Consider the following 23,130-nt stretch of genomic DNA (forward strand, 5'->3'; position numbering starts at 1 on the left):
ATGGCACAGGAATCTTTGGGCGGGCTGTCGCCCGCCGAACGCGAGCGTCTTCTCAAACTGGCGCAGGCCGCAAAACTCAAGCGCAAGAGCGTGGACCTGCCGCCCATCACGCGGGCCAGCGCGGAAGAACGCACGGCGCTCTCGTTCTCGCAGCAGCGCCTGTGGTTCCTGGCGCAGCTCGGCGGAGCAAGCCAGGCCTACCATCTGCCGGTGGGGCTTCGCCTGCGCGGCAGGCTCGATGCGGCGGTGCTGCAGCGCGCGCTGGACCGCCTGGCCTTCCGCCACGAAGCGCTGCGCACCACCTTCGGCGAATCCGGCGGCACGGCCATCCAGCACATCGCGGAACCGGACCAGGGCCGCCTGCCGCTGGCGGTGCGCGACCTGCGCGGAGAAGCCGATACCGGAACGGCCATGCGGCAGCTGCTGGCGGGCGAGGCCGCCGCTCCCTTCGACCTGCGCGAGGGCCCGCTGGCGCGCGCGCTGCTGCTGCAGCTGGCCGACGAGGATTGGGCGCTGCTCATCACCCAGCACCATATCGTCAGCGACGGCTGGTCCGCCGGTGTGCTGATGAAGGAGCTGGCGGCCCTGTACAACGCCTTCCTCGCGGGCGAAGCCGACCCGCTGCCGCCGCTGGAGCTGCACTATGCCGACTATGCCGCCTGGCAGCGCCGCTGGATCGGCGGCGATGCCCTGCGCCAGCAGGGCCTGGACTGGCAGGAGATGCTGCAGGGCGCGCCCGCGCTGCTCGAACTGCCGCTCGACCGTCCGCGCCCGCCGCAGCAGGATTTCGCCGGCGCCCTGGTGCCCCTGGAGCTGGACGCAGGCCTGACTGCGGCCCTCAAGGCGCTCGCGCGCAAGCATGGCGCCACCCTGCATATGACCCTTCTTGCGGGCTGGGGCCTGCTGCTGGCGCGCCTGTCCGGCCAGGAGGAGGCGGTGGTCGGCACGCCTGTCGCCAACCGCCAGCGCGGCGGCCTCGAAGGCCTGCTGGGCTTCTTCGTCAATACGCTCGCGCTGCGCATCCCCGCGCGCGGCAGCGTCGGCGAACTCCTGCGCCAGGTGCGCGAACGCAGCCTTTACGCCCAGGAACGCCAGGACATCCCCTTCGAGCAGGTGGTCGACCTCCTGCGTCCGGCGCGCCAGCTGTCTCACAGCCCCCTGTTCCAGGCCATGTTCTCCTGGACGCCCGGCGGCGGGGAAGGGCCCGCGCTGTCCGGCCTTAGCGCCGCGCCGCTGGACGGCCTCACTTCGCACTCGGCCAAGCTGGACCTGACGCTCTCCCTGGAGGAGCGGGATGGGCGCATCGAGGGCGGCATCGAATTCGCCACCGCCCTGTTCGAGCGCGCCAGCGTGGAGCGCTTTGCCGGACATTTCCGCACCCTGCTGGCGGCGATGGCGGCGGACGACGGCGCCGAGGTGGACCGCCTGCCGCTGCTTGCGCCGGAAGAGGGCGCGCGCCTGCTGGCGCAGTGGAATCCACAACAGGCCTTTGCGGACGGGCGCTGCATCCACGAGCTGTTCGAGGAGCAGGCGGCGCGCCGTCCGCAGGCCGCGGCGCTGGAGTTCGAAGGCGAAACGCTCAGCTACCAGGAGCTCAACGCCCGGGCCAACCGCCTCGCGCGCCACCTGCGCACCCTGGGCCTGGGGCCGGATGTCCTGGCCGGCATTTGCGTCGAGCGCGGGGTGGAGATGATCGTGGCGGTCCTGGCCGTGCTCAAGGCCGGCGGCGCCTATGTGCCGCTCGATCCGGCCTATCCAGCCGAACGCCTGGCCTACATGCTGGACGACAGCCGGCCGGCCGTGCTGCTCACGGCGGCGGGGCTGGGCAGCCTGTTCGGACAGCGCCCGGAAGGCTGCCGCCTGGTCGACCTGGATGCGCCGCAGGCCTGGGCGCAGCAGCCTGCGGACAATCTGCCCGCGGCCGAATGCGGCCTCCGGCCGGGCCACCTGGCTTACATCATTTATACCTCGGGCTCCACCGGCGCGCCCAAGGGCGTCATGATCGAGCATGCCAATGTGCTGCGCCTGTTCCGCGCCACCGATGCCTGGTTCGGTTTCGGCGAGAACGATGTATGGAGCTTGTTCCATTCCTACTCCTTCGACTTCTCGGTGTGGGAGATCTGGGGCGCCCTGCTGCATGGCGGCCGCCTGGTGGTCGTCAGCAAGCAGACGGCACGCTCGCCGGACGATTTCTACAGCCTTCTGTGCCGCAGCGGCGTGACGGTGCTGAACCAGACGCCCACGGCCTTCCGGCAGCTGATCGCGGCGCAGGCGGCAAGCGGCGAAGGGCACCGGCTGCGCTGCATCGTGTTTGGCGGCGAAGCCTTCGATACGGGGCTCCTGCCCGCCTGGTACGCGCGCAACCCGCCCGGGCAGACGCAGCTGGTCAATATGTATGGCATTACCGAGACCACCGTGCACGTCAGCTACCGCCCCCTGGCGCCGGCCGACGCCGCGCGCCAGGCGGCGAGCCCGATCGGCATGCCGATCCCCGACCTGTCGATCTATCTGCTCGATGCCCACCGCAATCCGGTGCCGCTGGGCGTCACGGGCGAGCTCTATGTGGGCGGCGCCGGCCTGGCGCGCGGCTACCTGAACCGCCCCGAACTGAGCGCGGAGCGCTTCCTGCCCGATCCCTTCAGCGGCCAGCCCGGCGCCCGCATGTACAGGACGGGCGACCTGGGACGCCGCCTGCCGGACGGGTCGATCGATTACCTCGGACGCAACGACTTCCAGCTCAAGATCCGCGGCTTCCGCATCGAGCTGGGCGAAATCGAAAGCCGCCTGCTCGAACACCCCGCCGTGCGCGAGGCCGTGGTGCTGGCGCGGGGCGAGGGCGGCGAACGCCAGCTGGTCGGCTACATCGTGCCGCGCGAGGAGGGCGGCGCGGAAGCGGAGGCGCTGCGCCAGTTCCTCCTGCAGCGCCTGCCCGAGCACATGGTGCCCGCCGCTTACGTCAATGTGGCAGCCTGGCCGCTGACGGCGAACGGCAAGCTTGACAAGGACGCCCTGCCTGCGCCGGACGGCACGGCCTTCGCCGCGGCGGCCTATGAAGCGCCGCGCGGCGAGGCCGAAAGCATGCTGGCCGAGGTCTGGGCCTCGGTGCTCAGGACGGAACGCGTCGGCCGCAACGACAACTTCTTTGCCCTGGGCGGCGACTCGATCCGCACCCTGCAGATTATCGGCCGCGCGCGCGACGCCGGGTGGACGGTGAAGCTGGAGCAGTTGTTCCGCCACCAGACGGTAGCCTCCCTGGCGGCCGTCATCGAACGCAGCCAGGCTGCTGCCCCGGCGGACGGATGGACGCTGTCCGAGGCCGACCGCGCGCTGCTCCCGGCGGGCGTGGAGGACGCCTACGGCCTCTCCACGCTGCAGCTGGGCATGGTCTTCCATAACCAGCTGGACCAGGCCGCGGGCACCTACCATGACGTGTTCAGCTTCCACCTGCAGGTGCAGCGCTGGGATCTGGACATGTTCCGCAGCGTGCTGCAGGCGCTGGCCGCGCGCCATCCGGTGCTGCGCACCTCCTTTGCCCTGCAGGGCTACAGCGAGCCGCTGCAGCTGGTGCACCGTGAAGTGGAACTGCCCGTCGAGGTCTTCGACCTGACCGCCCTGGATGCGGCACAGCAGGATGCCGCCATCGCGGCATGGATCGCAGCCGAGAAGGTGACGGCCTTCGACCTGGCGCATGCGCCGCTGCTGCGTGTCTTCGTCCACCTGCGCGGCCCGGACACCGTGCAGTATTCCCTGAGCTTCCACCATGCGATCCTGGATGGCTGGAGCGTTGCCGCTTTCCAGACCGAGCTGTTCGAACTGTATGGCGCCCTGTGCACGGGCGCCGCGCCGCTGCAGCCGCTGGCGCCGCCGGCTGCGCGCTTCAGCGCCGCCGTGCGGCAGGAACGGGAGGTGCTGCAGTCGCAGGCTTCGCGCGAATTCTGGCGCGCCTTCCTGGCGGGCCACACCCGGCCGGAGCTGCCGCCGCGCCAGGACGACGCGCGCGGCGCCGGCGAAACGGTGGCCCTGCCGATCGCGCCCGCGCTGCGCGAGGGCCTGATGCGCCTGGCGGGCGAGCTGCAGGTGCCGTGCCGCACCGTGCTGCTGGCGGCCCACCTGCATGTGCAGGCCATGCTCTCGGGCACCAGCGACATCCTGGCCGGCATGACCACGCATACCCGTCCCGACGATGAGGAAGGCGACCAGGTGCTGGGCCTCTTCCTGAACACGCTGCCCATCCGCCTGCAGCTGCCTTCCGGCAGCTGGACCAGCCTGATTCGCGCCACCTTCGAGGCCGAGCTGCAGATGCTGCCGCACCGCGCCTATCCCTACTCCCAGCTCTACGTGGAGAACAACCGCAGCGCGCTGGTGGAAACCTCCTTCAACTACATCAATTTCCACGTCTACGAGCGCCTGAACGGCGTGGCCGCGGTGCGGGTGCTGAACAGCGAAGCCTTCGAGAAAACCAACTTCCCCCTGGTGGTGCATGCCGTGCACCATGGCGACTCGCTGCAGATCAGCTTTGCCTTCGACGAAGCGCGCCTGTCCTGGCAGCAGGTCAGCGAGTTCTCGCAGTACTACCTGTCCGCCCTCGAGGCGATGAGCGCCCGGCCCGAGGCGCCGCACAGCGCGCACCGCTATCTGAGCGGCGAACGCCGCCATCAGGTGCTGGAGCAGTGGAACGCCACGGAGAAGGCATATCCGAGGGACGTGCTGGCGCACCAGCTGTTCGAGCAGCAGGCGGCGCGCACGCCGGATGCGGTGGCGGCGGTGTTCGAGGAATCGCAGCTGAGCTACCGGGAACTGAACGAGCGGGCCAACCGCCTGGCCCACCACCTGCGCGCGCAGGGCGTTGGGCCGGACGTGCGGGCCGGCATCCTGGCCGGGCGCAGCCTGGAGATGGTGGTGGCCGTGCTGGCCGTGCTCAAGGCGGGGGGCGCCTACGTGCCCCTCGACCCGGCCTATCCGGCCGACCGCCTGGCCTATATGGTGGCCGACAGCGCCCCGGCGGTGCTGCTGGCGCAGTCCGCGCTGCAGGAGCTGGCCATGGGCATGGCGGACGGCGTGCCGGTCTGCCTGCTCGACGGCGACATGGCCTGGGCCGGGCAGTCCGCCGCCAATCCCCCGGCGGATGCGGTGGGCCTGACGCCGCAGCACCTGTGCTACCTGATCTACACCTCCGGCTCGACCGGCATGCCCAAGGGCGTGATGATCGAGCACGCGGGCCTGTGCAACTACCTGCACTGGGCGCTGGGCGCCTATGCGCCCGTCAATGCCGTGGTCTCGTCCTCGCTGTCCTTCGACGCGACGGTGACGAGCCTGTACCTGCCGCTGCTGCGCGGCGGCATGGTGCACCTGCTGCGCGAGCATGACGAGATCGACGGCCTGTACGCCCTGCTGCAGCAGCCGGGCGCGGACTGGCTGGTGAAGGCCACGCCCGCCCACCTGGACGTGCTGGGCCACCGCGCGAAGCGGGAAGGGGCGCGCACGGCGGTGGGGGTGTTCGTCATCGGCGGCGAGGCGCTGGCGCCATCCACGGTGCAGCTGTGGCGCGAGGTGCAGCCGGGCGTGCGCATGGTGAACGAGTACGGCCCCACCGAGACGGTGGTGGGCTGCGTGACCTATGAAGTGCCGGAGGCGCTGGAGAGCCAGCACGCGGTGCCGATCGGCCAGCCGATCGCCAATACGCGCATCTACATCCTGGACGCGGAAGGCCAGCCGGTGCCGCCGGGCGTGTCGGGCGAGCTGTTTATCGGCACGGTGGGGGTGGCGCGGGGCTACCTGAACCGGGAGGAGCTCAATGCCGAGCGCTTCCTGCCGGATCCGTTCTCGGCGGCGCCGGGGGCGCGCATGTACCGCACGGGCGACCTGGGACGCTGGCGCGGGGACGGCAGCATCGACTACCTGGGGCGCAACGACTTCCAGGTGAAGATCCGCGGCTTCCGCATCGAGCCGGGGGAGATCGAGGCCTGGCTGAAGTCGCACGCGCTGGTGCGCGACGCGGCGGTGATCGCGCGCGAGGACAGCCCGGGCGACAAGCGCCTGGTGGCCTACTACACGGCGGGGGCCGCGGTGCCGGCCGAGGAGCTGAGGGCGATGCTGGCGCAAAGCCTGCCGGAGCACATGGTGCCGGCGGCGTATGTGCAGCTGGAGGAGCTGCCGCTGACGCCGAACGGGAAGCTGGACCGCAGGGCGCTGCCGATGCCGGAAGCGCAGGCCTTCGCGGCGCATGCCTACGAGGCGCCGCAGGGCGAGCTGGAAGCGGCGCTGGCGCGCATCTGGTCCGAGGTGCTGCTGATCGAGCGCGTCGGCCGCAACGACAATTTCTTCGAGCTGGGCGGCAATTCCCTGCTCATGGTGGCCCTGATCGAGCGCATGCGCCAATGCGGCCTGCATGCGGACCTGCGCACACTGTTCGGCGCACCCACCCTGCGGGAAGTGGCCGCCAGTGTCGGCGGCGAGGCCCAGGAGGCCGAGGTGCCGCCCAACCTGATACCCGAAGGCTGCAGCGCCATCGTGCCGGAGATGCTGCCGCTGGTGGCGCTCAGCCAGCAGGAAATCGAGCTGGTGGCGGCGCGCGTGGCGGGCGGCGCGGCCAATGTGCAGGATATCTATCCGCTCGCGCCCCTGCAGGAAGGCATCCTGTTCCACCACCTGATGGGACAGCAGGGCGACGTTTACCTGCTGCCCTTCATGTACGGCTTCGACAGCCGCGCGCGGCTGGACGCCTATCTCTCCGCCATGCAGACGGTGATCGACCGCCACGACATCCTGCGCACCGCCGTGCTATGGGAAGGGCTGCCGGAACCGGTGCAGGTGGTCTGGCGCAAGGCGCAGCTGGTAGTCGAGGAGGTGGCGCTCGATCCGGCGGCGGGCGATATCGCGCATCAGATGCGGGAACGCTTCGATCCGCGCCGCTGCCGCATGGACGTGAGCCAGGCGCCCATGCTGCGGGCCCACGTGGCCTGGGACGCGCCGCAGCAGCGCCATGTGCTGCTGCTGTGGTTCCACCACCTGGCGGGCGACCACACCACCACCGACGTGCTGCATGAAGAGATCCAGGCCTGCCTGCTGGGCCGGGGTGAAACGCTGCCCAAGGCTCTGCCCTTCCGCAACTTCGTCGCCCAGTCGCGCCTGCGCGTCAGCCGGGAAGAGCACGAGGCCTTCTTCTTCAGGATGCTGGGCGATGTGGACGAACCCACGGCCCCCTTCGGACTGCTCGATGTGCAGCGCGACGGTTCCAATATTGCCGACGCCAGCCTGCCGCTGCCCACGCCGATGGCGCAGCGCCTGCGCGCGCGCGCCCGCATGCTGGGCGTGAGCGCGGCAAGCCTGTTCCACCTGGCCTGGGCCCTGGTGCTGGCGCGCCTGAGCGGGCGCGACGACGTGGTCTTCGGCACCGTGCTGTTCGGCCGCATGCAGGGCGGCGATGGCGCCGACCGGGTCATGGGCCTGTTCCTGAACACCTTGCCGCTGCGCCTGCGCGTGGATGCGGAAGGGGTGGAGCAGGGCGCGCGCGCCGCCCACGCCCTGCTGGCGGACCTGATGCGCCACGAACACGCTTCGCTGGCCCTGGCGCAGCGCTGCAGCGCTGTCGCGGCGCCCGCTCCGCTGTTCTCGTCGATCCTCAATTTCCGCCATGCGGCAGGTTCGACCGCCCCCGCCACGGCCGAAGAGCTCCAGGCCTGGCAGGGCGTGGAGGCCATTTCCGGCGGCGACAGCACCAATTTCCCGCTGGTGCTCTCGGTGGACGACCTGGGCGAAGACTTCGCGCTGAACGTCAAGGTGCTGGCGCAGATCGATCCGGGCATGGTGTGCGGCCTGGTTTTCACGGCGCTGGAAGGCATCATGGATGCGCTCGAGCGCGCGCCAGGCACGCCGCTGCACTTCGTGGACGTGTTGCCGCCGGCCGAGCGCCAGCGCCTGCTCTACGACTGCAATGCCACCGGCATGCCGCTGCCGCAGGAGCGCAGGCTGCACAAGCTGTTCGAGGCGCAGGCCGCACGCAGTCCGGACAGCATAGCGCTGCGCGCCGCCGGTGCGGTGCTGAGCTATGCGCAGCTGGACAGGCGCGCCAACGCCACGGCAGGCCGCCTGCTGGCACAGGGCGTGCGGCCGGGCGACCGGGTCGCCATCTGCGTCGAGCGCGGGGCGGACATGGTGGTGGCCATGCTGGCCGTGCTGAAGGCAGGCGCTGCCTACATTCCCCTCGATCCGGACTATCCGGCCGAGCGCACCGCCGGCATCCTGGAAGAGGCCGCGCCGGCGGCGGTGCTGGCGCAGCCGGCAACGGCAGGGCGCCTGCCCGCCGGCGCCGCCCTGCTGTACGTGGACGCCAGCGAGAGCGCGCAGCCGCCCGCCGTTTCCGGCGGCGGCGCGGACAGCCTGGCCTATATCCTGTACACCTCGGGCTCCACCGGCCGCCCGAAAGGCGTCATGGTGCACCACGGCGCGCTGGTGAACTTCCTGGAATCGATGCGGCGCGAGCCGGGCTTTGGCCCCGGCGACCGCCTGCTGGCGGTCACCAGCATTTCCTTCGACATCTCGGGCCTGGAACTGTACCTGCCGCTGCTGTGCGGCGGACAGGCCGACATTGCAAGCGCGGACGAAGCGCGCACGCCCGCGGCGCTGATCGAGCGCATCGCCTCCGGCATCACGGTCATGCAGGCCACGCCTGCCACCTGGCGCATGCTGCTGGAAGCGGGCTGGCAGGGCGCGCCCGGCCTGACGGTGCTGTGCGGCGGCGAGGCCATGCCGCGCAGCCTGGCCAACCCGCTGCTGGACCGGGTGGCGGCCCTGTGGAATCTTTACGGCCCGACGGAAACCACGATCTGGTCCACCATCGAGCGGGTGCAGCGCGACCACGCGGCCGTCGCGATCGGACGCCCCATCGGCAATACCAGCGTCTATGTCCTGGACCGCCACGGACGCCCGGCGCCGGCCGGCGTGGCCGGAGAGCTGTACATCGGCGGCATGGGCGTGGCGCAGGGCTACTGGGGGCGCCAGGAGCTCACGGCCGAGCGCTTCGTGAACGATCCCTACACCACGCACGCGGGCGGGCGCCTGTACCGCACGGGCGACCTGGCGCGCTGGCGCCGCGACGGCACGCTCGACTACCTGGGGCGCAACGACTTCCAGATCAAGATCCGCGGCTTCCGCATCGAGCTGGGCGAAATCGAAGAGACCCTGCTGTCGGCTCCCGGCGTGCGCGAGGCGGTGGTGCTGCTGCGCGAGGACGACCCGGACGACAAGCGCCTGGTTGCCTACTACGCGGCGGACGCGGACGATGCGGCGGGCCTGCGGGCCCATCTCTCGGCCAGCCTGCCGGATTACATGGTGCCCGCGGCCTATGTGCGCCTGGACGCCATGCCGCTCACCCCGAACGGCAAGCTTGACCGCAAGGCGCTGCCCGCACCGCAGGGCGGCGCGGGCCGTACGGCGGGCGAGGCGCCGCAGGGCGAGATAGAAACCGCGCTGGCGCGCATCTGGAAGGAAGTGCTGAACGTCTCCGAAGTGGGCCGCCACGACAACTTCTTCGAACTGGGCGGCCACTCGCTGCTGGCCGTGCGGCTGCGCGAGCGCATGCGGCAGGAAGGCATGACGGTCGATATCCGCCTGCTGTTCGGCACCTCCACACTGGCCGCGCTGGCGGCCGCCATCGGCGCCCCGGCCACGGCCGTGGAAGTGCCGGCCAACCTGATCCCGGAACAGGCCGGGAACGATGGTGACACTACTGATAGCTGGGAACTGGCAATATGACTTTGAACGAGCTGCTGAAAGAACTCGGCGACAAATCGATCTCCTTCCGCCGCAAGGGCGGCGAACTGCTGCTCCAGGGCGGCAAGGAAAAGCTGGATGCCGCCCTGGTGGCGCAGATCCGCCTGTACAAGCCGGCCTTGCTGGAGCTGGTGGAAGACGGCGGCGAGGCCTGGCGCCCCGCGCCCGCCATCACGCCCGAGATGCTCTCGCTGGTGAAACTGAGCGCCGAACAGATCGACAAGGTGCTCGCCACCGTGGAGGGCGGCGCGCGCAATGTGCAGGACATCTATCCCCTGGCGCCGCTGCAGGAGGGCATCCTGTTCCACCACATGATGGCGGAAGAGGGCGACCCCTACCTGCTGGCCTCGGCATGCAGCTTCGACAGCCGCGCGCGGCTCGATGCCGCGCTCGCGGCCCTCCAGAGCGTGATGGACCGCAACGACGTGCTGCGCACGGGCGTGGTCTGGGAAGGCCTGCCGGAGCCGGTGCAGGTGGTGTGGCGCAAGGCCGCGCTGCCGGTGGAGGAGCTTGTGCTGCCCGCCGGACCGGGAACGGTGGCGGAGCGGCTGTATGAACGCTACAACCCCCGCCACTTCCGCATCGATGTGCGGCGCGCGCCGCTGATCCGCGCCTATGTGAGCGAGGATGCGGAGGAGGGCCGCTGGGTGCTGCTCATCCTGCTGCACCATCTGGCGGGCGACCACACCACGCTGGAGGTGATGCAGGAGGAAATGCAGGCCTTCATCCTGGGCCGCCAGGACAGGCTGGGCAAGCCCTATCCCTTCCGCAACCACGTGGCCCATGTGCGCCTGGGCGCCGGCCAGCAGGAGAACGAGCGCTTCTTCCGCGCCATGCTGTCGGATGTGGAGGAACCGACGGCGCCCTTCGGCCTGACCGACGTGCATGGCGACGGCGGCGGCATTGCCGAAGCCACGGTGCCGGTGGATGCGCCCCTGGCCGCGGCCCTGCGCGAGAGCGCGCGCCGCAGCGGCGTGAGCGCGGCCAGCCTGTGCCACCTGGCCTGGGCGCTTGCCCTGGGCAGCATGGCGGGCCGCCAGGACGTGGTCTTCGGCACGGTGCTGTTCGGCCGCATGCAGGGCGCCGAAGGCGCGGACCGTGCCATGGGCCTGTTCATGAACACGCTGCCGCTGCGGGTGCGCATCGGCGAGGAGAGCGTGGCCTCTGCGGTGCGCGGCATGCAGGCCGCCTTCGCGGAGCTGATGCTGCACGAGCATGCCTCGCTGGCCCTGGCGCAGCGCTGCAGCGGGGTGGCGGCGCCCGCCCCCCTGTTCTCGGCGCTGCTGAACTACCGCCACAATGCCGGAAACGAACAGGTCTCCGACAGCGGCGCATCGGCCTGGGAAGGCATGCAGCCCCTGTACGTGGAAGAGCGCACGAACTATCCGGTGACGGTGTCCGTGGACGATTTCGGCGACCGCTTTTCCGTGACGGCGCAGGTCGTGCGCGCCATCGATCCGGCGCGCGTCTGCGGCTTCGTGCTGGCCGCCCTGGCCAGGCTGGTGCAGGCGCTGCGCGATACGCCGGAGCTGCCGCTGCGCGCCCTGGATGTGCTGCCGGACGCCGAGCGCCGCACCGTCCTGCAGGAGTGGAACCGCAGCGCGGCGCCTTATCCGGACGGCGCCTGCGTTCACCAGCTGTTCGAGCAGCAGGCGGCCCGCGCCCCGCAGGCGCCAGCGGCCGCGGTGGACGGGCTGGAGTGGACCTACGGGGAGCTGAACGGGCACGCGAACCGGCTCGCCCACCATCTGCGCTCGCTCGGCGTGGGCCCGGATGTGCGCGTGGCCCTGTGCGCCCGGCGCGGCCTGCCGATGATGGCCGCGCTGCTGGCCGTCATGAAGGCGGGCGGCTGCTACATCCCCCTCGACCCTGCCCACCCTGAGGAGCGCCTGGGGGCCATGCTGGCCGACAGCGCACCCCTGCTGCTGCTCACGCAGGAATCCCTGCGGCCCCTCTTCGGCGACACCGGCGCCACGCCCGTGCTGGACCTGGACGACAGCAGTTCCTGGTCCGCCTGCCCGGCGCACAATCCGGATGCGGCCGATACGGGCGTGCTGCCCGGGCATCTGGCCTATGTGATCTACACCTCCGGCTCCACCGGTGCGCCGAAAGGCGTCATGGTGCCGCACCGGGGCGTGGTCAACCTGCTGCATGCGATGGCCGAATCCACCGCCACGGCCCCTGGCGACACGCTGCTGGCCGTGACCACCCTGGCTTTCGATATCGCCGCGCTGGAGCTGTACATGCCGCTGATCCGCGGCGCACGCGTGGTGCTGCTGGAGCGCGATGCGGCGGCCGATCCCGCGCTGCTCGGCGCCGCCATCGTGCGCCACGGCGCGACGCTGATGCAGGCGACGCCCGCCACCTGGCGCATGCTGCTCGATGCCGGCTGGGAGGGCCATGCGGGGCTGCGCGTGCTGTGCGGGGGCGAAGCCCTGAGCGCCGACCTGGCGGGGCGCCTGGCCGCCTGCGCCGGGCGCGTATGGAACGTCTACGGGCCGACGGAGACCACCATCTGGTCCTCCTTCGATATCGTGAAGGGCGCGGAGCCCGGCCGGGCCCATGCCTCCATCGGCAGGCCGCTGGCGAACAACACCTTCTACATCCTGGACGCCAACGGCCATCCCGCGCCGGCGGGTGTGCCGGGCGAGCTGTATATCGGCGGCGACGGCGTGGCGAGGGGCTACCTGAACCGGCCGGAACTGAGCGCCGAACGCTTCCTGCCCGACCCCTTCGCGGGCGGCGCGGCGCGCATGTACCGCACGGGCGACCTGGCGCGCTGGCTGCCGGACGGCCGCGTGGACTACCTGGGCCGCAACGACTTCCAGGTCAAGATCCGCGGCTACCGCATCGAGACGGGCGAGGTCGAGGCGGCGCTGCGCCAGCTGCCCGGACTGGCCGATGCGGTGGTCGTCGCGGGCGACGACGGCGACGGGCAGAAGCGCCTGGTGGCCTACCTGGTGCCGGAGCGCAGCGCGCCGCAGGCCGGGCCGGGCATGCGCCTGGGCCTGTTCTACTTCGCGGAAGGCAAGGCGGCGGAAGGCGAAAGCAAATACCGCCTCTATCTGGAAGGCGCGCGCCGCGCCGACGAACTGGGTTTCAACGCCGTCTGGACCCCCGAGCGCCACTTCACGGAGCTGGCCTCCGCCTATCCGAATCCATCCGTGCTGAGCGCGGCGCTGGCGGCCATCACCACCCGGGTGCAGCTGCGTTCGGGAAGCGTGGTGCTGCCCCTGCATAATCCGCTGCGTGTGGCCGAAGACTGGTCGGTGGTGGACAACCTGTCGAACGGGCGCGTGGGCATGGCCTTCGCCTCGGGCTGGGTGCCGAACGACTTCGTTTTCGCGCCCGGCAATTACGCCAAGCGCCACCAGGTGATGATGGATGGCGTGGACCAGATCCGCCGCCTGTGGCGCGGCGAAGCCGTGGAGTTCGAGAACGGCGTGGGACAGATGACGCCTGTGCGCATGCTGCCGCGCCCGATCCAGCCGGAGCTGCCCGTCTGGATCACCGCGGCGGGCAGTCCCGAGACCTTCGAGCAGGCCGGGCGCATCGGCGCCAATGTGCTCACGGCCCTGCTGGGCCAGAACACCGCCGAGCTGGCGGCCAAGCTGGAACGCTACCGCGCCGGGCGCGCTGCCGCGGGCCTGGATCCGGCCACCGGCATCGTCAGCCTCATGCTGCATACCTTCGTGGCCGGCAGCGACGAGGAGGCGCACGAGACGGTGCGCGAGCCCCTGTCGGACTACCTGCGCTCGCACGCCCACCTGCGCGTGCAGATCCTGAAGGAACAGAACATCCCGATTCCGCAGGACGCGGAGGAGATCGAGCGCCTGATTCCCTTCTCCCTGAAGCGCTACATCAGTTCGGCCTCGCTGATCGGTTCTCCCGCCACCTGCGCCCGCACGCTGCGCCAGCTGCGCGCCATCGGGGTGGACGAAATCGCCTGCCTGATCGACTTCGGCCTGCCCACCGACACCGTGCTGGCCCACCTGGAGCCGCTGAAGCGGGTGGAGGAGCTGTTTGCCCAGGGCGCGCAGGAGATCGACACGCTGGCCGTGCGCGGCCAGCTGCGCCAGACCCTGCCCGAGTACATGGTGCCCGCCGCCATGGTGGTGCTGGACAGCCTGCCCCTCACGCCGAACGGAAAGCTGGACCGCAAGGCCCTGCCTGCACCGGAGGCGGCGGCGGGCCGCGAGCGCGTGGCGCCGCGCAATGCGGCCGAACAGCGGCTCGCCCAGCTCTGGGGCGAAGTACTGAACCATGCCGAAGTGGGCGTCACGGACGACTTCTTCGACCTGGGCGGCCATTCCCTGTCCGCCATCCGCCTCATGGCGCGCATCAACGACGCCTTCGGCACCGGCCTGCCGCTGCGGGTGCTTTTCGAAGCCACCACCATCGAACAGCTGGCGCCCAAGCTTGCGCAGGGGACCCTGGAGCGCGATGGGGGGCCCGCGCTGGGCGCCATCGCGCGCCCGGAGCGCATTCCCATGTCCTTCGCCCAGGAGCGCCTGTGGTTCCTCGACCAGCTGCAGCCGGGCGGCAGCGAATACAATATTCCGCTCGCGATCCGCATGCGCGGCAGCCTGGATGCCGCGGCGCTGGAGCGCGCGCTGGGCGAACTGGCGGCGCGCCACGAAGTGCTGCGCACGCGCTTTGCGCTGGCCGACGGGCAGGGCTGCCAGGTCATCGACCCGCCCGCGCCCTGGACGCTGGAACTGGCCGAGGTGCCGGGCGCCAGCCGCGATGCCCGCGAGGCGGCGCTGGAGGGCATGCTGCGGGAAGAGGCGGCCCGGCCCTTCGACCTGTGCGCCGGACCGGTGCTGCGCAGCCGCCTGCTGCGCCTCGCCCCCGACGAACACGTGCTGCAGCTGGTGATCCACCATATCGCCTCCGACGGCTGGATGGTGCTGCTGCGCGAGCTGGTGGCGCTGTATGCGGGCCGCGCGCCCGCTGCGCTGCCGGTGCAGTACGCGGACTACGCGCTGTGGCAGCGCGCGTGGCTGAGCGGGGAGCGCCTGGAAGGCCAGCTGGCCTACTGGAAGCAGCAGCTGGCCGGCGCGCCCGCCAGCCTGGACCTGCCGGCCGACCGGCCGCGTCCCGCGGTGCAAAGCTTCCGGGGCGCCAGCCATAAGCTGGCGGTGCCGGCGGCCGTGGCCGGGCGCCTGCGCGCGCTGGCGCAGGAGGAGGGCGCCACGCTGTTCATGGCCATGCTCGCGGCCTTCCAGGCCGTGCTGGCGCGCTGGTCCGGCCAGGACGACGTGCTGGTGGGCTCACCCATTGCGGGACGCAGCCGCAGCGAGACCGAGGGCCTGATCGGCTTCTTCGCCAACACCCTCGTGTACCGCGGCGACCTGAGCGGAGACCCCAGCCTGCGCGGGCTGCTGCGCCGCGTGCGCTCCACCGCGCTGGGCGCCTTTGCTCACCAGGACCTGCCCTTCGAGCGCCTGGTGGAGGCGCTGCAGCCGGTGCGCGACATGAGCCGCAGCCCCGTGTTCCAGGTCATGATCGCACTGCAGAACGAGGCGCACCACGCGCTCGAACTGCCAGGACTGGAGCTGACGGAGGTGGCCACCGCCAAGGCGCACGCCAAGTTCGACCTGACCCTGGGCGTTGCGGAGACGGCCGAGGGCCTGTCCTGCGAGCTCGAATATGCGACCGACCTCTTCGACGAGACCACGATCCGGCGCTTCGGGAATCATCTGCAAACCCTGCTCGCCAGCGCCTCGGCCGATCCCGAGCGCAGCCTGGCCGCATTCAGCCTGCTCGATGGGGCCGAGCGCCTGCTGCTGGAGGAGTGGAGCGGCGGCAGCGCGCCGCTGCCCGAGAGTGCCTTCGTCGCCGGCTGGTTCGAGGAGCGCGCCGCGGCGGCGCCGGACCAGTGCGCGCTGGAGCACGGTGACGAGCGGCTCAGCTACGCCGAACTGAATCGCCAGGCCAACCGGCTGGCCCATTTCCTGCGCTCGGCCGGGGCCGCGCCGAACCGCCGCGTGGCCATCTGCCTTGAGCGCGGCAGCGCCATGGTGGTCGCGGTGCTGGCCGTGCTGAAGGCGGGGGCGGCCTATGTGCCCCTCGATCCGGCCTACCCGCAGGACAGGCTGGCCCATATGCTGCGCGACAGCGCGCCTGCCGTCCTGCTGACGCAAGCGAGCCTGCATGGCCAGCTGGCGGGCATGGCCGGAACGGCCCGCGTGTGCTGCCTGGACTCCAATCAAGATTTGTGGGCCGAAGCCTCCACCGCCAATCCCGCGCCCGCCGCGGAGCGCGATGCGGACAGCCTCGCGTACGTCATCTACACCTCCGGCTCGACCGGCCTGCCGAAAGGCGTCATGGTCAGCCACGCCAACCTGGCCGCATCGACCCATGCGCGCCACCTCGCCTACGGCGCGCCCGGCCGCTTCATGCTGCTCTCGCCGGTTTCCTTCGACAGCTCCGTCGCGGGGCTGTTCGGCACCCTGGCGGGCGGCGGCACGCTGGTCGTCGCCGAGGCCGCGGTGGCGCGCGACGCCTCCCTGCTGGCGGCCGATCTGGTGGAGCGCAGGATCGACAGCCTCCTGTGCGTGCCCTCGCTGTACCAGCAGGTGCTGGACTATCTGCCAAGTGCCGTGCCGCGGCTGCGCTGCGTGATCGTGGCGGGCGAGGCCTGCCCGCCCGCGCTGGTGGCCCGTTCCCTGCGTACCCAGCCCCATACGGCTCTCTTCAACGAGTACGGCCCGACGGAAGGCACGGTCTGGGCCACCGTGCACCGCTGCACGGAGGTGGACGCCTTGCGCGCCGTCCCGATCGGCAAGCCCGTCGCCAACGTGCGCCTCTACATCCTGGACGGGCGCGGCCAGCCGGTGCCTGCCGGGGTCTGCGGCGAGCTCCATATCGGCGGCGCAGGCGTGGCGGCGGGCTACCAGAACCTTCCCGAGCTGACGGCGCAGCGCTTCCTGCCCGACCCGTTCGCGCAACGCGCCGGGGCGCGCATGTACCGCACGGGCGACCTGGGCCGCTGGCGGACGGACGGCAGCATCGAGTTCCTCGGCCGGAACGACTTCCAGGTGAAGCTGCGCGGCTTCCGCATCGAACTGGGGGAGATCGAGGCGCGCCTGGCCTCCCACGCGGGCGTGCGCGAATGCGCCGTGCTGCTGCGGGAAGAGCGCCTGGTCGCCTATTGCGTCCCGGCCCAGGGCCACGCGCCCACGGCGGAGCAATTGCGGTCCCACCTGGCCCTCGGCCTGCCCGAGTTCATGGTGCCTGCCGCCTACGTGGTGCTGGACGCCTTCCCGCTGACGCCGAACGGGAAGCTGGACCGCAAGGCCCTGCCTGCGCCGGACGCCGGCGCCTACCTGCGCCGCGCCTATGCGGAACCGGAAGGCGAGGCCGAAACGGCCCTGGCCCGCATCTGGGCGGACATCCTGAAGCAGGAACGCGTGGGCCGCCACGACCACTTCTTCGAGCTGGGCGGCCATTCCCTGCTGGCGGTACAGGTGGCCGCCCGCGTGCGCGGCGCGCTGGGCGTGGAGCTGCCACTGGGCGAGGTATTCGCCCATCCGGTGCTGGCCGACCTGGCAGCCAGCCTTGGCGGCGCGGCGGCGCAGGCGCTGCCTCCCGTGACGCCGGCGGCCCCCGGAGAGCGCCAGGCGCTCTCGTTCTCGCAGCAGCGCCTGTGGTTCCTGGCCCAGATGGGCGCGGCCAGCGATGCCTATCACATCCCGAGCGGGCTGCGCCTGAAAGGGGCGCTGGACGAGGAGGCCCTGCGCCGCGCGCTGGACCGCATCTGCCAGCGCCATGAGGTGCTGCGCACCACCTTCGCACAGGCCGAGGGCGGCCCCGTGCAGCTTGTTGCGCCCGCCGAAGGCTACCGCTTCGCGCTGCTGCGCGGCGAAGCGGCCGGCGCGGCGGACCTGGAAGAGGCCATGCGCCTGGAGGCCGCGGCGGCCTTCGACCTGGAGCGGGGCCCCCTGATCCGGGGCCGCCTGCTGCGCCTTGCGCAGGACGAGCACGTGCTGCTGCTGACCATGCACCATATCGTTTCGGACGGCTGGTCGATGGGGCTGCTGATCAGGGAACTGAGCGCGCAGTATGCGGCCTGCCTGGCGGGCAGGCCCGATCCGCTGCCGCCGCTGCCCGTGCAGTACGCGGACTTCGCGGCCTGGCAGCGCCGCTGCCTGCAGGGCGAAGCCTTGCAGCGCCAGGCGGCCTATTGGGAGACAACGCTGGCAGGCGCCCCGGCCCTGCTGGAACTGCCGCTGGACCGTCCGCGCCCGGCCGAGCAGAGCTTCAGCGGCGGTTTCGCCGAGTTCTCGCTGGACGCCGCCACCACGCGCGCGCTGAAAGAGCTGGGCGCACGCCACGGCGCCACCCTGTTCATGACGCTGCTCGCTGGCTGGGCGGTGCTGCTTTCGCGCCTGAGCAACCAGCAGGACATCGTGATCGGCACGCCGGTTGCTGGCCGCAGCCACAGCGAAGTGGAAGGCCTGATCGGCTTCTTCGTCAACATGCTGGCCCTGCGCCTGGACCTGTCCGGCGATCCCGACATTGCAGGCCTGCTGGCCCAGGTGCGCGAACGCGCCCTGGCGGCCCAGCAGCACCAGGACATCCCCTTCGAGCAGGTGGTGGAAATCGCCCGCCCGGCCCGCAGCATGGCCCACAGCCCCCTGTTCCAGGTGCTGTTCGCCTGGCAGAACACCCCGGCGGGCGAAGCCGAGCTGCCAGGCCTGGCGCTGCTGCCCCTGGCTCCCGCGCAGCACGAGGTGGCGAAGTTCGACCTCACGCTGACGCTGCAGGAAGATGGCGGCGCCATCGTGGGCGGCATCGAGTTCTCCACGGCGCTGTTCGACCGCGCCACCATCGAACGCCACCTTGGCCATCTGCGCGTGCTGCTGACGGCGATGGCGGAGGACGGCGGCCGCAAAGCCGCCGCGCTGCCCCTGCTGAACGAGGCGCAGCGCCTGCAGGTGCTGGAACAGTGGAATGCGACCGCGTCGCCGTTCCCCCGCGACACCTGCATGCATGCCCTGTTCGAGGCGCGGGCCGCCGCCACGCCGGACGCCGTCGCCGTGGTGGACGAAGCCACGGTGCTGAGCTATGGCGAACTGAATGCGCGCGCCAACCGGGCCGCGCATCAGCTGCGCGCCATGGGACTGCGGCCGGGCGGCCGGGTCGGCGTCTGCCTGGAACGCGGGGCGGACATGGTGACCGGCATGCTGGCCGTGTTCAAGGCGGGCGGCGCCTACGTTCCGCTCGACCCGAAGCAGCCTGCCGAACGCCTGGCCCACATGCTGTCCGACTGCTCGCCGCTGGCGGTGGTCACCGGCGGGGCAGTGGCGGAGCGCTTCGGCAGCCTGCCGCTGCTGCGGCTGGACGGGCTGCCTGCCAATGGCGGAGGCAACCCCGCGCCGCTGCAAGGCTTCAGCGCGGACAGCGCCGCCTACGTCATCTATACCTCGGGCTCGACCGGCCTGCCGAAAGGCGTGGCGGTGTCGCACGCGAACCTGGCGCATTCCATGCACGCGCGCTGGCAGGCCTACGGCCACGAGGCGCCGCGCCTGCTGCAGCTGCCTTCCTACGGCTTCGATATCTCGATCGCCGGCGTCTGGTGGAGCCTTGCCTTGGGCGGTTCGCTGTACCACATGCCGCTGGAGTCGCGGCGCGACATCCGCGCCATGCTCGCCTATATCCGCGAGCATGGGATCTCGCATGCGATGTTTACCCCCTCCGTCTACGCCCAGCTGCTCGAAGAGAGCCGCCAGCAGGGCGGCGTCGGCCAGCTGCGCGTGGCCGTCATTGGCGGCGAAAGCTGCCCGCCCAAGCTGCTGCAGGCGCATGAGGCGGCGGCGCCTGGCGCTGTGCTGTACAACGAATACGGACCCACGGAGGCGAGCATATGGGCCACGGTGCACCGCCATCGGCCGGGCATGCAGGCCGCGGTGCTGGGCCGTCCGGTGGCGAACACGCGCATCTATGTGCTGGATGGCGGCTTGCAGCCTGTCCCGGTGGGTGTTGCGGGCGAGATCTGCATCGGCGGCGGCGGGGTCGCCACCGGCTATCTCAACCGCCCGGAGCTGACGCAGGAACGCTTCCTGCCGGATCCATTCTCGCCGCAGCCGGGCGCCCGCCTGTACCGCACCGGAGACCTGGGCCGCTGGCGTGCGGACGGCACCCTCGATTTCATCGGCCGCAACGACTTCCAGGTCAAGATCCGCGGCTTCCGCATCGAGCTGGGCGAGATCGAGGCCCGCCTGGCCGGGCATCCTGCGGTGGCGGAGGCCGTGGCCGCGCTGCACGGGGAGGGCGCCCAGTCCCGCCTCGTGGCCTATTGGACCCCCGCGGCGGGCGCCGCCGCCACGGTGGCCGAGCTGCGCGATCACCTGGCGGCGGCCCTGCCGGAATACATGGTGCCTGCCTTGCTGGTGCAGCTGGAATCCATGCCGCTCACCCCGAACGCCAAGATCGACCGCAAGGCCCTGCCTGCGCCGGCGGGCGGGGAGGGCGGGCAGCCGGGCGGACAGCCCCCGCAGGGAGACCTGGAATGGACGCTGGCCTCGGCCTGGATGTATGTGCTGAAGCTGGACCGCGAAGTGGGACGCGACGACAACTTCTTCGATCTCGGCGGGCATTCGCTGCTCACGCTGCCGCTGGCCGGCATGCTGCGCCAGGTGGGCATTCACATCGAGGTGACGGACTTGTTCGCGCACCCCACGGTGCGTGCGCTGGCGGCCCATATCGCCGCCAGCGGCAAGCGCGCGGGCGCGGGGAATGCCATAGCCATCCGGCATGAGGGCGGGGGAAGGCCGCTGTTCCTGGTGCATGACGGCGAAGGCCAGCTGCTGTACACGCCCGTGCTGGCGTCGCGGCTCGATACCGGCTTCCCCGTCTACGGATTGCCGCCGCTGCCGCATGGCGAGGAGCAGCCGGACAGCATGCAGGCCATCGCCGCCCGCCTGGCGCAGCTGGTGCGGGCAGTGCAGCCGCAGGGACCTTACCGCATTGGCGGCTGGTCCTTCGGCGGCACGGTGGCCCACGCCCTGGCGGCCTGCCTGGAGGCGGAAGGAGAGCGGGTGGAATTCCTGGCCATTCTCGACACGCACCGCGCCAGGGCCATGGCGGCCCGGCACGGGCTTGAGCTGCAAAGCGTGCAGGACCTGCTGCTGCTGGAAGTGGCGAAGGACCATCCCCAGGCGGACCTCGCGGCCCTGCGCAGCGCCGCCGAAAAGCATGGCTTCGCGGAGCTGGTGGCCCAGGTGAAGGCGGAAGGACTGATGCCTGCCCACATGGCACACCTTTCCGCGCACGAGCTGACGCGCAGCTTCGCCTTCCGGCTGGCCGACCTCGGCTACGAGGCGCAGGTGCTGAAGGCGCCGGTCAGCTTCTTCGTCGCGAAAGACACGGATGCGCCGGATCCCCTGGCGGGCTGGGAGGGCGCATTGCCGGCATCCGTCCACATTATCCCGAGCGGCGGCGCGCACCAGACCATGTTCGACGCGCCCCACCTCGAACCGCTGGCGCGGGCATTCTCGCTCGCGCTGGCATCTGCAAGCATGAAAGGCGATTGACCAAGCATGAAATCCGATTTGCAAACGGGGGCGCCTCAGGCGTCCCAGCTGCGCCGCCTGGCCGCCTACCTGCTGCCGTACCGCCTCAGGATGGCCGGAGCCACGGTGGCCCTGCTGTTCGAGACGGCGGCCGCCGTGGTGGCGCCGCTGCTGGTGGTGCGCATGCTGGAGGAAGCGGTGCGCGGCGGCGACGCCGCTGCCCTGGACCGTGGCATGCTGCTCATGATGGGCGCCTTCCTGCTGCAGGCGGCCGCCCATTTCGTGCAGTCCTACCAGCTTGGCTACATCGGCGAGCGCGTGGTGTTCGACCTGCGCAGCGCGCTGTACCAGCATGTGCAGTACCTGCAGCTGGGTTTCCATTCCGCGAATTCGGTCGGCAATCTCACCTCGCGCCTGTCCAGCGACGTCACGCAGATGCGCGCCATGCTGACCAATAACGTCACGCAGATGTTGAGCCAGGGCCTCATGCTGGCGGGATCGGTCGCGATCCTGGTGCGCCTGCATGCCCACTATGCGGTGCTGGTGCTGGGCCTCATCGCGGCCAGCATGGCCATCGCGGGAAAACTGGGAAAGCGCATCGACGAGGACAGCCAGTCCATCCAGAACCGCCTGGCCGAATCGACGGATGCGGTGGAGCAGGGCCTGCAGGGCATCTATGTGGTGAAGGCCTTTGGGCGCGAAGGGCACGAGGTGGAGCGCTACCGCGGCACGATGGAGCGCATGTTCAGCGCCGCGCTGCGGCTCAATTCCAACCGCGCGCTGCTCGGTTCCGCGCTGGAGTTCCTGGCCTGGGGCTTCATCGGCATCGTCATGTGGTACGGCGGGCGCGAAGTGATCGGCGGCCGCCTGAGCCTCGCCATGGTGACCGGCTTCCTGTTCTATGGCCTGAACATCTCCACATCGGTGCGGGCCCTGGGGGACCTCTTCGGCCAGGCGCGTGCGGCGCTGGGCGGCGCCAGCCGCGTGTTCGAGATCCTCGATACGGCCGCCACGGTCAAGGACCGGCCCGACGCCATCGCCGCGCCACCCATCCAGGGGCGCCTTGCCTTCCGCGGCGTGCGCTTTGCCTACGATGGCCGCTCCGCGGTGCTGAAGGGCATAACGCTCGACATCCGGCCGGGAGAAATCCTGGCCCTGGTGGGCCCCAGCGGCGCGGGCAAGAGCACGCTGTGCAACATGATCCTGCGCTTCTACGATCCAGACGCCGGCGGCATCGAGCTCGATGGGCGCGACCTGCGTTCGCTGACGCAGGCCTCGCTGCGCGCCGGCATCGGCATCGTGCCCCAGGAGACCCTGCTGTTCGGCGGAACGGTGCGCGACAATATCCTGTACGGCAGGCTGGATGCGACCGAGGCGGAGGTCGTGGCAGCGGCGCAGGCGGCCAACGCGCACGAGTTCATCCTGAAGCTGCCGTCCGGCTACGACACCCTGGTCGGCCAGCGCGGCACGAACCTGAGCGGCGGGCAGCGGCAGCGGATCGCCATCGCCCGCGCGCTGCTGAAGGACCCGCCCATCCTGCTGCTCGACGAGCCGACCAGCGCCCTGGACAACGAGTCCGAGGAGCTGGTGCAGAACGCGCTGCACCGGCTGATGCAGGGGCGCACCACGCTCATCATCGCCCACCGCCTCAGCACCATCCGCGCCGCGCACCGCATCGCCGTGCTGGACGACGGCCAGGTCACTGAACTGGGCACCCATGAGGAACTGATGCGCCAAGGCGCCCTGTACGCGGCGCTCTATGCGCGCCAGTTCCGCGACCTTCCACAGCGCGCCCAGCCCGCTCCCGCGCTGAGCGATGCGCTCTGCTGACAACTTACCT

3 protein-coding genes are annotated in these 23,130 nt (G+C 70.9%); all 3 read left to right on the plus strand.

What is annotated here, in order from left to right; all coding sequences use genetic code 11:
• Genes LSQ66_RS06755 through LSQ66_RS06765 form a run of 3 tightly spaced genes read left to right on the plus strand, consistent with a single transcriptional unit; the run spans position 1 to position 23,120 of the window.
• Positions 1-9,753: a non-ribosomal peptide synthetase gene (locus tag LSQ66_RS06755; RefSeq protein WP_231769024.1), complete on the plus strand. Its 9,753-nt coding sequence runs from the start codon at positions 1-3 to the stop codon at positions 9,751-9,753.
• The gene (locus LSQ66_RS06760) at positions 9,750-21,311 is read left to right on the plus strand and encodes a non-ribosomal peptide synthetase (RefSeq protein WP_231769025.1); all 11,562 of its coding nucleotides are present in this window, start codon (positions 9,750-9,752) and stop codon (positions 21,309-21,311) included. Before LSQ66_RS06755 ends, LSQ66_RS06760 begins: the two co-directional genes overlap by 4 nt.
• 6 nt (positions 21,312-21,317) lie before the next feature.
• The gene (locus LSQ66_RS06765) at positions 21,318-23,120 is read left to right on the plus strand and encodes an ABC transporter ATP-binding protein (protein ID WP_231769026.1); all 1,803 of its coding nucleotides are present in this window, start codon (positions 21,318-21,320) and stop codon (positions 23,118-23,120) included.
• Positions 23,121-23,130: the final 10 nt, after the last annotated feature.

The organism is Massilia endophytica (assembly GCF_021165955.1).
Taxonomy (GTDB): domain Bacteria; phylum Pseudomonadota; class Gammaproteobacteria; order Burkholderiales; family Burkholderiaceae_D; genus Rugamonas; species Rugamonas endophytica.

Bases quoted from the DNA above. Each gene is read 5' to 3' on its own strand.
- LSQ66_RS06765 (WP_231769026.1), top strand. From the start codon at position 21,318: ATGAAATCCGATTTGCAAACGGGGGCGCCTCAGGCGTCCCAGCTGCGC.
- LSQ66_RS06755 (WP_231769024.1), top strand. From the start codon at position 1: ATGGCACAGGAATCTTTGGGCGGGCTGTCGCCCGCCGAACGCGAGCGT.
- LSQ66_RS06760 (WP_231769025.1), top strand. From the start codon at position 9,750: ATGACTTTGAACGAGCTGCTGAAAGAACTCGGCGACAAATCGATCTCC.